The 14968-nt window shown below is 57.7% G+C and carries 14 protein-coding genes and 3 tRNA genes; 2 read left to right on the plus strand and 15 right to left on the minus strand.

Translation table 11 applies throughout. The features are described 5' to 3' along the window. Positions 1-18 precede the first annotated feature (18 nt). The 3 genes from nsrR to AB1E37_RS23170 all read right to left on the minus strand — a co-directional run bounded on the left by nsrR (position 19) and on the right by AB1E37_RS23170 (position 2193). Positions 19-444 carry a nitric oxide-sensing transcriptional repressor NsrR gene (nsrR, locus tag AB1E37_RS23160; RefSeq protein ID WP_002885667.1) on the minus strand — a complete coding sequence of 142 codons (426 nt, stop codon included), beginning with the start codon at positions 442-444 and terminating at the stop codon, positions 19-21. Positions 445-594: 150 nt separating this feature from the next. After that, positions 595-1893, minus strand: coding sequence for an adenylosuccinate synthase (locus AB1E37_RS23165; RefSeq protein WP_002885665.1), 1299 nt, complete (start codon positions 1891-1893; stop codon positions 595-597). A 102-nt stretch (positions 1894-1995) separates the two neighbouring features. Continuing rightward, on the minus strand, positions 1996-2193 hold the full coding sequence (locus AB1E37_RS23170) for a DUF2065 domain-containing protein (RefSeq protein WP_002885664.1): 198 nt from the start codon (positions 2191-2193) through the stop codon (positions 1996-1998). A gap of 222 nt (positions 2194-2415) precedes the next feature. On the opposite strand from AB1E37_RS23170, the gene AB1E37_RS23175 reads away from it, so the two are divergent. Next, on the plus strand, positions 2416-2706 hold the full coding sequence (locus AB1E37_RS23175; protein WP_002885663.1) for a hypothetical protein: 291 nt from the start codon (positions 2416-2418) through the stop codon (positions 2704-2706). Between the two features lie 82 nt (positions 2707-2788). Here AB1E37_RS23175 and hflC read toward each other — a convergent pair whose 3' ends face one another. From hflC to nnr, 9 genes are all read right to left on the minus strand, one after another. Then, positions 2789-3793, minus strand: coding sequence for a protease modulator HflC (gene hflC, locus AB1E37_RS23180; protein WP_002885662.1), 1005 nt, complete (start codon positions 3791-3793; stop codon positions 2789-2791). A gap of 2 nt (positions 3794-3795) precedes the next feature. Continuing rightward, entirely contained in the window at positions 3796-5058 is a 1263-nt protein-coding gene (hflK, locus tag AB1E37_RS23185) for an FtsH protease activity modulator HflK (protein ID WP_004146726.1), read from the minus strand. A gap of 65 nt (positions 5059-5123) precedes the next feature. Next, positions 5124-6404 (minus strand): ribosome rescue GTPase HflX, encoded by a 1281-nt coding sequence (gene hflX, locus AB1E37_RS23190; protein ID WP_004146725.1) that lies wholly within the window; start codon positions 6402-6404, stop codon positions 5124-5126. 75 nt (positions 6405-6479) lie between these two features. Beyond that, on the minus strand, positions 6480-6788 hold the full coding sequence (gene hfq, locus AB1E37_RS23195; protein ID WP_002885659.1) for an RNA chaperone Hfq: 309 nt from the start codon (positions 6786-6788) through the stop codon (positions 6480-6482). A 92-nt stretch (positions 6789-6880) separates the two neighbouring features. Further along, positions 6881-7831 (minus strand): tRNA (adenosine(37)-N6)-dimethylallyltransferase MiaA, encoded by a 951-nt coding sequence (miaA, locus tag AB1E37_RS23200; RefSeq protein WP_002885652.1) that lies wholly within the window; start codon positions 7829-7831, stop codon positions 6881-6883. Next, the gene (gene mutL / locus AB1E37_RS23205) at positions 7824-9683 is read right to left on the minus strand and encodes a DNA mismatch repair endonuclease MutL (protein WP_032423993.1); all 1860 of its coding nucleotides are present in this window, start codon (positions 9681-9683) and stop codon (positions 7824-7826) included. Before mutL ends, miaA begins: the two co-directional genes overlap by 8 nt. A 10-nt stretch (positions 9684-9693) precedes the next feature. Continuing rightward, positions 9694-11049: an N-acetylmuramoyl-L-alanine amidase AmiB gene (amiB, locus tag AB1E37_RS23210; protein ID WP_004152021.1), complete on the minus strand. Its 1356-nt coding sequence runs from the start codon at positions 11047-11049 to the stop codon at positions 9694-9696. A 16-nt stretch (positions 11050-11065) separates the two neighbouring features. Continuing rightward, positions 11066-11527: a tRNA (adenosine(37)-N6)-threonylcarbamoyltransferase complex ATPase subunit type 1 TsaE gene (gene tsaE / locus AB1E37_RS23215; protein WP_002885589.1), complete on the minus strand. Its 462-nt coding sequence runs from the start codon at positions 11525-11527 to the stop codon at positions 11066-11068. After that, positions 11520-13031: a bifunctional ADP-dependent NAD(P)H-hydrate dehydratase/NAD(P)H-hydrate epimerase gene (nnr, locus tag AB1E37_RS23220; RefSeq protein ID WP_073553726.1), complete on the minus strand. Its 1512-nt coding sequence runs from the start codon at positions 13029-13031 to the stop codon at positions 11520-11522. The genes tsaE and nnr overlap by 8 nt, the downstream gene beginning before the upstream one ends. Positions 13032-13044: 13 nt before the next feature. Here nnr and queG point away from each other — a divergent pair, with 13 nt between their 5' ends. Then, on the plus strand, positions 13045-14184 hold the full coding sequence (queG, locus tag AB1E37_RS23225; protein WP_004210690.1) for a tRNA epoxyqueuosine(34) reductase QueG: 1140 nt from the start codon (positions 13045-13047) through the stop codon (positions 14182-14184). A 270-nt stretch (positions 14185-14454) separates the two neighbouring features. Here queG and AB1E37_RS23230 read toward each other — a convergent pair. The 3 genes from AB1E37_RS23230 to AB1E37_RS23240 form a co-directional block, all read right to left on the minus strand. Beyond that, positions 14455-14530, minus strand: a tRNA-Gly gene (locus AB1E37_RS23230). A 72-nt stretch (positions 14531-14602) separates the two neighbouring features. Continuing rightward, positions 14603-14678 (minus strand) — tRNA-Gly (locus tag AB1E37_RS23235). Between the two features lie 68 nt (positions 14679-14746). Continuing rightward, a tRNA-Gly gene (locus AB1E37_RS23240) sits at positions 14747-14822 on the minus strand. Positions 14823-14968 lie beyond the last annotated feature (146 nt).

Here is a 14968-nt window from a genome sequence, read left to right on the forward strand (position 1 = left end):
ATCTCCGGCAGAGTGGCGTCACTCCACCAGCAATAATTTATAAAGCGGTTGATTCTTCTCAACCAAATCAGCCAGCGTATAGTTATCCAGTTCCTTGAGAAAACTCTGCGCGGCTTCAGCTAGTGCCTGTTTCAGACGACAGGCTGGTGTAATGTGGCAAAACTCGCTGCTGCAGTTGACCAGCGATAAGGGTTCAAGGTCACGCACCACGTCACCGACGCGGATCTGTCCTGCTGGTTTGCCGAGGCGAATGCCCCCGTTCTTCCCCCGCACGGCAGTCACGTAGCCCATGCGACTTAACTGATTGATTATTTTAACCATATGATTACGGGAGACGCCATAGACCTCGGTCACTTCCGAGATACTGGTCATTCGTCCTTCCGGCAGCGACGCCATATAAATCAGCGCGCGTAGTCCGTAATCGGTGAAACTCGTTAACTGCACATAAACCTCAGGGAAAAGAAAACAGGGTATGTCGAGCGACATCATTATTATTGATGATAAACCAGCCAGCGCTCAGGCCGCTAATTTATTTGAAATGGGGCGGGCGAACAGCAAAAACAAGGGCGCCCGAACGGCGCCCCTTGAGAGTGATTACGCGTCGAACGGATCGCGCAGAATCATAGTCTCGGTACGGTCTGGACCGGTAGAGATGATATCCACCGGCACGCCGGTCAGCTCTTCAATACGCTGGATGTAGTTCAGGGCTGCCTGCGGCAGGCCGCTGCGCTCTTTCACGCCGAAGGTGGTTTCGGACCAGCCCGGCATGGTTTCGTAGATAGGCTCGATACCTTCCCAGTTATCGGCAGCCAGCGGAGTGGTGGTCACTTCGCGGCCATCCGGCATACGGTAGCCAACGCAGATTTTCACTTCTTTCAGGCCGTCGAGGACGTCCAGTTTAGTCAGGCAGAAGCCGGACAGGGAGTTAATCTGCACCGCGCGACGGACTGCGACCGCGTCCAGCCAGCCGGTACGACGACGGCGGCCGGTGGTGGCGCCAAATTCGTTACCCTGCTTGCAGAGGAACTCGCCAGTTTCATCAAACAGCTCGGTCGGGAACGGACCTGCACCGACGCGAGTCGAGTACGCTTTAATGATGCCCAGTACGTAATCCACATAACGCGGGCCCAGGCCGGAGCCGGTCGCCACGCCACCTGCGGTGGTGTTAGAGGACGTAACGTACGGGTAGGTACCGTGGTCGATATCCAGCAGCGTACCCTGCGCGCCTTCGAACATCACGAAGTCGCCGCGCTGACGCGCCTGATCCAGCAGGTCGGATACGTCCACCACCATGCTGGTCAGGATGTCGGCAATCGCCATCACATCGTCCAGCACTTTCTGGTAGTCAACCGCTTCTGCTTTGTAGAAGTTCACCAACTGGAAGTTGTGATATTCCATCACTTCTTTCAGTTTATCGGCGAAGGTTGCTTTATCGAACAGATCGCCAACGCGCAGACCGCGACGAGCGACTTTATCTTCGTAAGCCGGGCCAATGCCGCGACCGGTAGTGCCGATCGCTTTCGCGCCACGCGCTTTTTCACGCGCCACGTCAAGCGCCACGTGATAGTCAAGGATAAGCGGGCAGGCTTCAGAGAGCAGCAGACGCTCGCGAACCGGGATACCACGGTCTTCCAGGCCCTTCATCTCTTTCATCAGCGCGGCCGGAGACAGCACGACGCCGTTACCGATGATGCTGGTGACGTTTTCACGCAGAATGCCTGATGGAATAAGATGGAGAACGGTTTTTTCACCGTTGATTACGAGAGTATGGCCGGCGTTGTGACCACCCTGGTAGCGCACAACATATTTAGCCCGTTCAGTCAGGAGATCGACGATCTTCCCTTTACCTTCGTCACCCCATTGGGTGCCCAGTACGACGACGTTGTTACCCATTTTTCAAAATCACCGTTTGCTTAAAAATGGATTCTACCATCGCTTTTTCAGAGTTACAGCACTTTTTGCATCCAAAATAAGGCAAATCCGACCACTTTTTGATCAGCCAATCGATTTCCTCAACATGTAGTAGATCACAATCCCGGCAACCACAAGTCCGCCGCCAAAACGACGCAATAAATTATCCGGTAGCTGGCTCAGGCTGGCGACCATCTTGCGCCAGGCGCGCGGATAAAGCAGCGGGCCAAGCCCTTCAAGTACTAAAACCAGCGCCAGCGCCAGCCAAATGGTGGAGTTCATCGTCAACCCTAATTGAAAAGTATCATTGCCGCCCTCGCGGGCGTCTCGGCCAGCATGGTGAATTCATTCCCTCATTTCACATTGTCCCGTATTTCAGCTTCATTATGAACCGGAAAGGTGAAACAAAATTCACAACTAATTGTATTGCTGGATATTTTTTAAATTGTAACTATGCCATCGCGTACTACAACCCGGTACGTCTACTTAATCAGGAAGATTATGATGAGAGAATTAACCGCATTTGAAATCGAAAATGTGAGCGGCGCAGGCTGGTTACAGGATGGTCTGGCGGCCTTAGGCAGCAAGGTCGGCGCAGCCGCATGGACGATGGGCACTGATGCCCTGAGCATTAACCTGCCGCTGCTTGGCACCCTCAATCTGGCCGACCTGGCGCCGGACCTGGGCAAAACCCTGGGCGAAAGCGTTGGGTCGACTATCGGCGGCACCATCGAAAGTGCGCTGGCAGGCCTGCCGGTGATCGGCGGCCTGCTGAACAAGCTACTCGGCAACTAATTCCCGCCCTCGCAGCATGAAAAAAGGCGCCTGTTTCAGGCGCCTTTTCGCATTATTACTTCAGGTTTACACCTTCTCCGGCTTATTTACGCGCCGAATCCGGTGAACGCATATAGCGGAAGAAATCGCTGTCCGGACTCAGGACCATCACATCCTGATTGCTCTGGAAGCTCTTCTCATAGGCACGCAGGCTACGGATAAAGGAGTAGAAGCCTGGATCCTGGCTGAACGCGTCGGCAAACAGTTTCGCTGATTCCGCATCACCTTCACCACGCAGGATACGGCCCTGGCGCTCGGCTTCCGCCAGCGTCTTGGTGACTTCATAGTCCGCAGTCGCGCGCAGTTTTTCCGCCTCTTCCTGACCCTGTGAACGGTGGCGACGAGCAACCGCTTCACGCTCCGCGCGCATACGGTTATAAATCGCTTCCGACACTTCTGCCGGCAGGTTGATCTGTTTGATACGTACGTCGACAACTTCGATACCCAGCGCCGCCATACTGTTCGGGTTGATCACCTGCACTTTACCGTTGGTTTCGGCTTCCACACGCTCTGCCGCTTTAGCAATCGCGTCGTCAGCCGCCGGGGTGCTAACCTCATCTTCCGTACCGGCCGAACCCGAGTTCAGCGCATCGCGCACTTCCAGGGTCAGGCGACCACGGGAGTCGGTGACGATATCTTTCACATCCAGACGACCAATTTCAGAACGCAGACGGTCAGAGAATTTACGCTTCAGCAGTACCTCGGCCTGGGAGACGTCGCCGCCGCCGGTTGCCAGGTAGTAACGGCTGAAGTCGCTGATGCGCCACTTGATATAGGAGTCAACGATCAGGTCTTTCTTCTCTTTAGTAACGAAACGGTCAGCCTGGTTGTCCATGGTCTGAATACGCGCATCCAGCATCTTCACCGATTCGATAAACGGGATCTTGAAGTGCAGGCCTGGCGCATACACCAGCGGCTTGTTTTCGTCGTCGCGCAGAACTTTACCGAAACGCAGCGTGATACCGCGCTCGCCTTCCTTTACGACAAAGACAGACATGTAGAGCACTACCAGCACGATGACAATGATCGCGATAACAGATTTACGCATCGTTATTCCCCCTGACGCTGGTAGTCGTTACGCTGCGCGTTAGCGCGGCGTTGGTCCATAATGCTACCCCCGGTTGAGCTCGAGGTTGATGAGGTGCTGGCGCTGCTTGAGCTGGATGCTGGCGGCAGGCGCAGCAGATCGCTGGCGTCACTACTATCGCTCTTTGCTGCCGGCGCAGCGGCGCCTTTCAGCATCTGATCCAGCGGCAGAACCATCAGATTGCCGTTTTTGCTGTCATTGACCAGCACTTTACGGGTGTGGCTCAGCACTTTTTCCATGGTTTCGATATACAGACGCTCGCGGGTAATTTCCGGCGCGGCTTTGTATTCCGGCAGGATCTTCGCAAAGCGAGCCACTTCACCCTGGGCTTCCAGAACGGTCTGGGTCTTATAGGCGCGTGCCTCTTCGAGAATACGCTGCGCCTGACCATTCGCTCGCGGCTGGACTTCGTTGGTATACGCTTCCGCTTCACGAATGTACTGCTGCTCGTTCTCACGCGCGGCAATGGCATCGTCAAACGCGGCCTTCACCTCTTCCGGCGGACGCGCCGTCTGGAAGTTGACGTCCAGCAGAGTGATACCCATGTTGTACGGGCGAATCGTCTCTTCCAGCTCACGCTGGGTATCGCTACGGATCACGGTACGACCTTCGGTCAGAATGCGATCCATGGTGTATTTGCCGATCACGCCGCGCAGCGCGCTGTCGGTGGCCTGACGCAGACTGTCGTCCGCGCTGGTCACGCTAAACAGATAGCGCTCCGGATCGGTGACGCGGTACTGCACGTTCATCTCAACGCGCACCACGTTTTCGTCAGAGGTCAGCATGACGCCGGAAGCCGCAAGTTCGCGCACCGACTCCACGTTCACCGCCTGAACGTTATCGATAAAGGTCGGTTTCCAGTTCAGGCCAGGCTCAACCAGATGGCTGAACTTACCAAAACGGGTGACCACGCCGCGCTCGGCCTCTTTAATGGTATAGAAACCGCTGGCCGCCCAGATAATCACTGCCGCCGCGGCAACGATGCCGACAATACGCCCGCCCATCGGTCCACGAGGCCCCTGCGCGCTATTGCCGCCGCCCAGTCCGCCCTTGCCGCCGCCGAGCCCGCCAAGTTTTTTACTTAACTTGCGGAAGATATCATCCAGATCCGGCGGCCCCTGCTCGCGACCGCCTTTATTGCCATTTCCCTCAGAGTTGCCGCCAGGTTTGCTGCTCCCCCACGGGTCGCGGTCCTGTCCGTTATTACCGGGCTGATTCCACGCCATGTATATGCTCCATATTTGTTTTTGATATCCCCACAGGGGTCAATATCTTCAGGCAAGCTGCAAGGTTAAACCACATAGTCAACAAGCGTTGGCTCTTGCTTACAGAGGCGCCGCCAGTCAACGATCGGCATGCGCACCTGCAGACTCACGCTGCCGTCATCCTCCATCCACTCTTTTTCTATCGCCTGAAGCTGATAGAAACGGCTTCTCAGTCGCCCTTCTTTCGGCGGTAAGCGCAGCGTATGCTGGGCCACTTCACCGGAAAGACGCTCCGTTAATGCCTGAAAAAGCAGTGGTACGCCAACCCCGGTCTGGGCTGAAAGCCAGACCCGAATCGGTTTATTTTCATCGTCGCGATCGATGCGCGGTTCAAAATCGTCAAGCATGTCGATTTTGTTCATCACCAGCAGCGCCGGGATCTCATCGGCCTCAATTTCAGCGAGAACCGTATTTACCGCATCAATGTTTTCCTGCACGCGGACATCCGCCGCATCAATCACATGCAGCAGCAGCGTCGCCTGACGCGTCTCCTGCAACGTCGCTTTAAACGCGGCTACCAGATCGTGCGGCAGGTGGCGAATAAAGCCGACGGTATCGGCCAGCACCGTTTCGCCGACGTCAGGGACGTCAATGCGGCGCAGCGTCGGGTCCAGGGTGGCGAACAGCTGGTTCGCGGCATAGACCTCGGCGGCAGTGATCTGGTTAAAGAGCGTTGATTTTCCGGCGTTGGTATAGCCCACCAGCGACACGGTAGGAATATCGGCTTTCGCACGCGACCGCCGCCCCTGCTCGCGCTGTTTCTCGACTTTTTCCAGCCGCGACAGGATCTGCATGATACGGTTACGCAATAAACGGCGGTCGGTTTCGAGCTGGGTTTCACCCGGGCCACGCAAACCAATCCCGCCCTTCTGTCTTTCAAGGTGGGTCCAACCGCGGACAAGGCGAGTCGCCATATGGCGCAGCTGCGCCAGCTCGACCTGCAATTTCCCTTCATGGGTGCGCGCGCGCTGGGCGAAAATATCTAAAATAAGACCGGTGCGATCGATAACCCGGCATTCGCACAGGCGTTCCAGGTTACGTTCTTGCGCCGGACTCAGGGCATGATCGAAGAGCACGACCGAAGCGCCGGTCGCTTTAACGGCTTCCGCAATTTCGACTGCCTTACCTTCACCAACAAAATACTTCGGGTGCGGTGCTTTACGGCTACCGGTAATCACCTGCATTGCTTCGACACCGGCGGAAGAGGCCAGAGTTTCAAACTCCTGGAGATCTTCCATATCTTTGTCTTGCGAAAAATAGATGTGTACCAGTACCGCCTGCTCACCGGCGTCATAACGGTCAAACAAGCGTAAACCCCTTATAAAATACCAGCGGGGAACGCAGAAAACCTGGCTCCCCGGCGTGGAAAAACAGCACTGGCCTTATTCGGCGTCGTCGCTGTCTTGTTGCGGCGCAGAAGAACCCTGCGCGCTACCACCGTGGTGATAGTTACTGGAACCGCCGCCAGCATTGTTGCTGTGGTGAGACACCGGGCGAGACGGGACAACAGTAGAAATTGCGTGCTTATAGACCATCTGGCTGACCGTGTTCTTCAACAGGATCACGAACTGATCGAAAGACTCAATTTGCCCTTGCAGCTTGATACCATTCACCAAATAAATAGAAACCGGAACGCGTTCCCGACGCAAAGCGTTCAGGAACGGATCTTGTAAAGATTGCCCCTTAGCCATTCTCTCTTTTCCTTATATGTATGCTTGTTTTGTACTCAGAACCTTACGATTCTCAAAAAAAATTACGCACGATACCGTTTAATTGTACACGTTCAGTTCTGGCTCGCACCAACAACCTGTAATACTTTGTTGAGCGCTTGTTCAGGTTGTTCACTGTCTAACCAGTGCACACCTTCCCAACCGCGCAGCCAGGTGACCTGACGTTTGGCTAACTGTCTCGTGGCGCAAACACCTCGATAAACCATCTCATCATACGGGATCTCGCCATTGAGATATGACCACATCTGGCGGTATCCGACACAACGGATGGAAGGCATGTCCGTATGCAAATCTCCGCGGGCAAAAAGCGCCCGTACTTCTGCTTCAAAACCTGAAGCTAACATCTGATGAAAACGCTGTTCTATGCGTTGATGGAGCAGTTCACGGCTCGCCGGGGCGATGGCGAACTGATGCACCTGATATGGCAGAGCGTCTCCTGACGTTTGCGTCAGTTCCGTTAAAGTTTTACCCGAAATGAAAAAAACTTCCAGTGCCCGGGAAAGCCTTTGCGGATCATTTGGATGAATACGCGCAGCAGCCACGGGATCGATCTCCTGTAATTGCTGATGTAACGCATTCCACCCCTGCTCTGCGGCCTGCTGCTCAATCCGCGCTCTGACCTCTGGGTCAGCCGACGGTAAGGGCGACAATCCTTCCAGCAACGCTTTGAAATACAACATCGTTCCGCCGACTAACAGCGGAATTCGCCCGGCGGCGACTATATCCGCCATCGCCGCCAGCGCATCGCGGCGAAAATCCGCCGCGGAATAGGCCTCCGCAGGATCCAAAATATCCAGCAGCCGATGCGGCGCAGCGCTAAGCTCCGCAGCATCCGGTTTGGCGGTGCCAATATCCATTCCCCGATAAATGAGGGCGGAATCAACGCTAATCAACTCTACTGGCAAAACTTTACGTAAGGCTATCGCCAGCGCGGTTTTGCCGGAGGCCGTCGGGCCCATTAAAAAAATTGCCTTGGGCAGGCTCGCCTCGGTTACATCATTCATCTTTCAGGGCATTCATCGCCGAATGGAGATCTACAGGTTGTAACAGGCCACCCGGCGGCGTTCTCACCAGCTGCGGGCAAAGACGCTCAACGTCCGCCAGCAGCGCAATCGCCTGCGCCATATTCCATGACGTCTGTTCGCTCGTCAGATTACGCGCCATCCATTGGGCGATATTGCCGACGTCGAATGCGTTTTGCTGCGCCAGGTAGCCTATCAGTTCAGGAATCAAGATTTGTAAATTTTGTTGTCTTAAGGGTAAAGGGACCGCGCGCACCGTCACGTGCAGGGCATCGGTATGCACATCGATCCCTAGCTGCGCCAGCGCCGGCTGAGCGGCGGCCAGCGCCTGCTTTTCCCCTTCCGTAACTTTTAACCGCAGCGGGATCAGCAGCGGCTGAGCACATACCGCCTCCGCTCCCGGGGTCAACTGCGCCTGGCGCAGCCAGCGCTCGGCAACGGTCAACGACAGCAGCGCCAGACCGCCCTCGCGCTCCAGCAGCGCGCAGTCGCCGCCAACAATCGTCAGCACTCTGCCAAAGCTCTGACTGTGACCGGCCAACTCTGCCGCCGCCGGAGGCTGCAACGCTGGCTTTGGCGCCGTTGGCGTGTCGAGCAGTTGACGATAAAGCGCTCCCTGCTGCTTCTGGTAACCCGGCTGCGCATGCGGCCAGCTCGCGCCGCCCGGCCTGGCGCTGGAGGCCGCAGGCTCACGCGATGGCGTGATGCTGAAGCGGGCCGCAGGTTCCCGCGCTTCCGCTGGGCGCGCAAACTGGTTGCCGCCCGCGGCGATGCGGTTCTCCGGCATCGGGCGCGGCGCCGGCGGGTCGTCTTTTTCCGCCAGCGGCGCGTCAAGCTGCTGCTGCAGTACGCTCAGTACGCCCTGGTAGATAAAGTCGTGCACCAGGCGCGACTGATGAAAACGCACCTCATGCTTGGCCGGGTGGACGTTTACATCCACCTGATGGGGATCGATCTCCAGATACAGCACAAACGCCGGTTGCTGATCGGCGCCCAGCTTGTCTTCACAGGCCTGGCGGATAGCATGGTTGATCAGCCGATCGCGCATCATCCGCCCGTTAACGTAGCAATACTGAATTTCCGCCAGCGCCGGGGTGGTATGCAGCGGATCGGCGACCCAGCCGCGCAGGGTCAGATCGCCATGCTGCCACTCGATCGCCAGCGCATGTTCGAGAAAAGCGGCGCCGCAAATTGTCCCCAGCCGGCGCTCGCGCTGGCCATCCTGAGCGACGGCCCGATACTGGCGCATCACCTTGCCGTTATGGCTGAGGTTGATAGTGACGTCGAAGCGCGCCAGCGCAATGCGGCGCACCACCTCGTCAATGTGGCCGAACTCGGTCTTTTCGGTGCGCATAAATTTGCGCCGCGCCGGGGTGTTATAGAACAGATCGAGGACTTCCAGAGTGGTACCGACCGGGTGCGCCGCCGGCTTCACCGTCACCGCCTGATCGCGGCCTTCAGCATACGCCTGCCAGGCTTCCTGCTGCTCCGCCGTGCGCGAAGTCAGCGTTAAGCGCGCTACCGAACTGATACTGGCCAGCGCTTCGCCGCGAAAGCCGAGGCTAATAATGGCCTCCAGATCGTCAAGCGAGGCGATCTTGCTGGTCGCATGACGAGCCAGGGCCAGCGCCAGCTCGTCTTTTTTGATGCCGCTGCCGTTATCGCGGATGCGAATGAGCTTCGCGCCGCCGCGTTCGATATCAATGTCAATCCGCGTGGCGCCCGCATCAAGACTGTTCTCAACCAGCTCTTTCACCACCGACGCGGGCCGCTCCACCACCTCGCCGGCGGCAATCTGGTTGGCGAGCTGCGGCGGCAGAACCTGAATCGGCATCCCCTGCTCCTTAGTTAATCAACATCCCGCCCGGCGCCGCGGCGCTGGCGGTCTGCGCCGCCTCGCCGCGAGGCGCCGACTGCAGCGGATGCTGCATAAAGTAGTTGCGTAAGCCGTTATAAATCGCCTCCGCAATCTGCTCCTGGTAATCATCGCTACCCAGCAGCCGCTCTTCGCCGTTGTTACTGATAAAGCCCGTCTCCACGAGGATCGACGGGATGTCCGGCGAGCGCAGCACTCCAAGGCTAGCATGCTCCGGGCGGCGTTTGTGCAGGTTGCCAATACGCTGCAGCTGGCTCAGCACGTTGGTCGCCACATCGTAGCCGACGCGCTGGGAATGACCAAACTGCAGATCCAGCACCGCCTGGCTCAGGTAGGGGTCGGCCTGGCTGTTTGCCAGCACATCGCCCGCACCGCCGAGCAGTTCAGACTGCTTCTCATGCTGCTCGAGCCAACCGGCCATTTCGCTGTTGGCGCGACGGTTCGAGAGCACCCACACCGAGGCGCCGGTGGCATCGCGGTTTGGCGCGGCGTCAGCATGGATAGAGACGAGGAAATTGGCGTTTTGCTTACGCGCCACGTCAGAGCGGCCCATCACCGAAATAAAGTAATCTCCGTCGCGGGTCAGCACCGGCTTAAACTGCGGATCGGCGTTCAGTAACGCCCGCAGCTTGCGCGCGATAGCGATAGTGACGTTTTTCTCTTTGGTGCCGTTCGGGCCAATCGCGCCAGGATCCTGGCCGCCGTGCCCGGCATCAATGGCGATAATGACTTTATCATCCGCCGACACCGTGCGGGCCGCCGGGCGAGTCACGGTCTGATTGTTGGTCATCGCCGGCTGAGAGGAGGTCATCACCGTCTGCCGTTCATGACCCGACGAGCTGAACGGGTTACGCCCTGACGTCGTCGTCCGGGAAGGCATCACCGGCGGCGGGTCGGCCCGTTTCACCACCACGGGCGGCGGAGGCGGCGGCGGCGGCGCGTCGGCGTTGATGGTAAAGACCACCGTGTAATTCGCCCCGTTCTGTTGCTTCACCGCCCGGGTTTTGCCATCTTCCGTCAGATCCACCAGCAGACGCAGCGTCTGCGTATCCTGCGGCGTGCCGGCGCGAATACTCTTCACCAGGTTGCTGCCGCTAAACTGCAGCGGTAGTCCCTGCAATACGCCGGTCTGCTTGATATCCAGCGCCACCAGACGTTTACCCTGTGGGGTAAAGGAGTACTCCGGCTCACCGACAAAGCTTAGGGTAATACGGGCCTGCTGGTCTCCGTTAGAGACCTGGATATCGGATAAACTCGCCGCAGTGGCGTGAAGACTCGACAGCATCAGCGCAGCGGCAAGCCAGGTGGTTATGCGATACTTCATCCCGTCATCCTTCAGGCTAAAAGGCTAAACGCGCCAGTAAAGATTCACCCCGTGAGGAGATCGCGGTAATACGCGCCTCACGCCCTTGTGCCTGGTAATCAAGGTGAATTTCAACATCCGGGTCAGGCAGGACACCTGCGCCTTGCTGCGGCCATTCCACCAGGCAGATGGCATCGTCGGCAAAATAATCACGGATCCCCATAAATTCGAGTTCCTCAGGATCCGCCAGACGGTAGAGATCGAAGTGATACACCATCAGGTTCTCGAGGGTATAGGGCTCCACCAGGGTATAAGTTGGGCTTTTGACATTGCCGCGGTGACCGAGCGCCTGCAAAAAGCCGCGGCTGAAGGTCGTTTTCCCCGCGCCTAAATCACCATACAGATAAATCACGGTGGCGCCGGTACAGGCCTGCGCGATGCGGTCGCCAAGGGCCAGCGTGGCCTGCTCATCGGGTAAAGGAATCACTCGGTTAATCATGGTCTACGTCAATCACATCCGGGTTAACAACACGCCTGAGCGTGGAAAAGAGATCGGTCGCCAGCATGCCGCGGGTGCCCTCGCGGGCGGCCAGTCGGTCGGCGGCATCGCCATGAGCGACGCACCCGGCACAGGCAGCATCATACGGCGTCAGGTGCTGTCCTAACAACGCGGCGATGATGCCGGTGAGCACATCGCCCATCCCGCCGCTGGCCATCCCGGCATTGCCGGCATCGATAATGCCCATCGCCCCGCTTTCACTGGCCACCACCGTGCCCGCGCCTTTCAGCACAACCACGCCACCATACCGTTTTACCAGACGCTGCGCAGAAAGTAAGCGATCGCTTTCAATTTCTGCCACGCTGACGTTCAGCAGACGGGCCGCTTCGCCGGGGTGCGGCGTTAGCACGCGATTGTGACGTTTATCGGGATTGAATGCCAGCAGGTTCAGCGCGTCGGCGTCCCAGACCATCGGTTTGTTAAAACTTTCCACCGTGCGCAGGGCGCTGCGTCCCCATTCGCGCTGCCCCAGGCCAGGGCCAATCGCCACCACATCAGCCCACTGCAGCGCGGCTTTCAGAGTCTGCGACGTCAGCTCATCTACCATTAATTCCGGCCGCACGGTGACAATGGGCGCCACGTTCTCCGGGTGAGTAAGTACTCGCACCAGTCCCGCGCCGCTACGTAGGGCCGCTTCACCGCACATACGGATAGCGCCTGCCGTGCCGCGATCGCCGCCGACAATCACCAGTTTACCGTGATCGCCTTTATGGGAGGTGGCCCGCCGCGGCGGCAGCCAGTCGGCGAGGTGGGCGGCGCAAAACCGCGTCAGAGGAGTGCTTTGTCCGGCGAGCCAGCGTTCGAGCCCCAGCGCATGATGGTGGAGTTGCCCGACGACATCCCGCGCCTTGCCGGTCAGCAGCCCCGGCTTGAGGGCGATAAAGGTCAGCGTATGGTCGGCCTGTACCACTGCACCTGGCGTCGCGCCCGTCTGCGCATTCAGGCCGGAAGGGATATCCAGCGCCACCACCGGCGCCGGGTGGTGGTTCGCCTGGTGGATGAGCGCCGCAACGGGATCGCGCGGCGCACTGCGCAGACCGGTGCCGAGCAGGCCATCAATAATCAGTGAGATATCGTCGGGCCATGGGATAGTCGCCGCATGGATCACGCCGCCGGCGTTAAGCCATGCCTCCCGCGCCGCCTGCGCCTCTTCCGGCAGCGGGCTGTCACTCTCCACCGCCAGCAGCGTCACCCGCCGCCCCGCGGCCTGTGCCAGACGCGCAACGACATATCCGTCGCCGCCGTTGTTGCCATGTCCGCAGAGGATCAGCCAGTGCGCGCTGGCAGGATAAGCACAGCTGGCCAGCTGGAACGCCGCCTCGCCCGCGCGCTGCATGAGTTCGAACAGCGTCAGCCCCAGGCTGTCCGCCGCCTCTCGTTCGGCCAGGCGCAGCGCCTCCGCAGGCCAAATGTTGTATGGTATACTGTCAGGGTTTTTCGTCATTGTATGGTCCATCATGTCACAGCCCCTCGATCTCGTTCAGTTAGCGCAACAAATCAAACAATGGGGCACAGAGCTTGGGTTCCAGCAGGTGGGGATCGCCGATACCGACCTCAGCGCCAGTGAACCCAAACTGCAGGCATGGCTGGATAAACAATACCACGGCGAAATGGAATGGATGGCCCGTCACGGTATGATGCGCGCCCGTCCCCACGAACTGCTGCCCGGTACGTTACGCGTCATCAGCGTGCGGATGAACTATCTGCCCGCTAACGCCGCCTTTGCCCGCACCCTGAAAGATCCCACGCTGGGTTACGTCAGCCGTTATGCCCTCGGGCGTGATTATCATAAGCTGCTACGTAATCGCCTGAAAAAGCTGGGGGAGAAGATTCAGGAACAGTGTGCTTCGCTCAATTTTAGACCTTTTGTCGATTCCGCGCCTATCCTGGAACGGCCAATCGCAGAAAAAGCGGGCCTTGGCTGGACAGGTAAGCACTCACTAATCTTAAGCCGCGACGCCGGATCGTTCTTTTTCCTCGGCGAACTGCTGATTGATCTGCCCCTGCCGGTCGACAGCCCGATCGCGGAGGAGTGTGGGCGCTGCGTCGCCTGCATGACCATCTGTCCCACCGGGGCCATCGTTGAGCCCTATACCGTCGACGCCCGGCGCTGCATCTCCTATCTCACCATTGAACTGGAAGGTGCAATCCCCGAGGAGTTCCGTCCACTAATCGGCAACCGTATTTACGGTTGTGATGATTGTCAGCTTATCTGCCCGTGGAACCGTTTCTCACAGCTCACCGATGAAGAGGATTTCAGCCCACGCAAAGCGCTGCATGCCCCGCCGCTGGTGGAGCTGTTCGCCTGGAGCGAAGCGTGGTTTCTGAAGGTGACCGAAGGGTCGGCGATTCGTCGCATTGGCCACCTGCGCTGGCTGCGCAATATCGCCGTCGCGTTGGGCAATGCGCCCTGGGATGAAGCCCATCTTCGCGCCCTGGAGAGCCGCCGGGGCGAGCACCCGCTTCTCGACGAACACATTGAGTGGGCGATTGCCCAGCAACTGAAAAAGCGGAACGCCGACGCCGTTGAAGTACAGCTGCCGAAAAAATTACGTCTGGTCAGAGTGGTAGAGAAAGGCTTGCCGCGCGACGCCTGATTCATTCACAGGCTGTGAATAAAATCTAAAACACATTGCGTTTCAAGGCGCAGACCAAGGTCAAGTGATCGGATTAACATTTTGAAATGAAATTTGTTTATTAAATTTCAATCACATACAAAGATACTATTTACAAAGCGAAGCATTTGCGCCGCCAGTGACGGAACGACAACCTGTGGATAACTCTGTTCACAGTATTTCTGCAGGCCAAACGAAAATCATCCCCGGCGCTGGATTGCACTGTGGATAAATAAGAGATGGAAGAAAATTTGGAGCGGGAAACGAGACTCGAACTCGCGACCCCGACCTTGGCAAGGTCGTGCTCTACCAACTGAGCTATTCCCGCTTAATCATCGTCATTCAAGCTACCGTCTAGCAACCTGAAAACTGCGACTGGTGTGGTGTGTCTTTCAAATTTTGGAGCGGGAAACGAGACTCGAACTCGCGACCCCGACCTTGGCAAGGTCGTGCTCTACCAACTGAGCTATTCCCGCTTAATCTTCGGCTTTCGCCCCGCATCTGCGAGATGAAATCCTTTGATCAGGATGGTGCTTTCAAATTTTGGAGCGGGAAACGAGACTCGAACTCGCGACCCCGACCTTGGCAAGGTCGTGCTCTACCAACTGAGCTATTCCCGCGTTACTGCATTTTTTGCCATATTTCGATGGCGTCGTAATTTGCATTTCTGCGTCGTTACGGGAGGCGCATTATACGAGAATTCGATGCCCCTGCAACCCCCTGACGATCACTTTTTTGCGTTTTTTGTTTAAATGGACATTTTCTC

It is taken from the genome of Klebsiella sp. Shm-1 (assembly GCF_040804525.1).
Taxonomy (GTDB): Bacteria; Pseudomonadota; Gammaproteobacteria; order Enterobacterales; family Enterobacteriaceae; genus Klebsiella; species Klebsiella pneumoniae.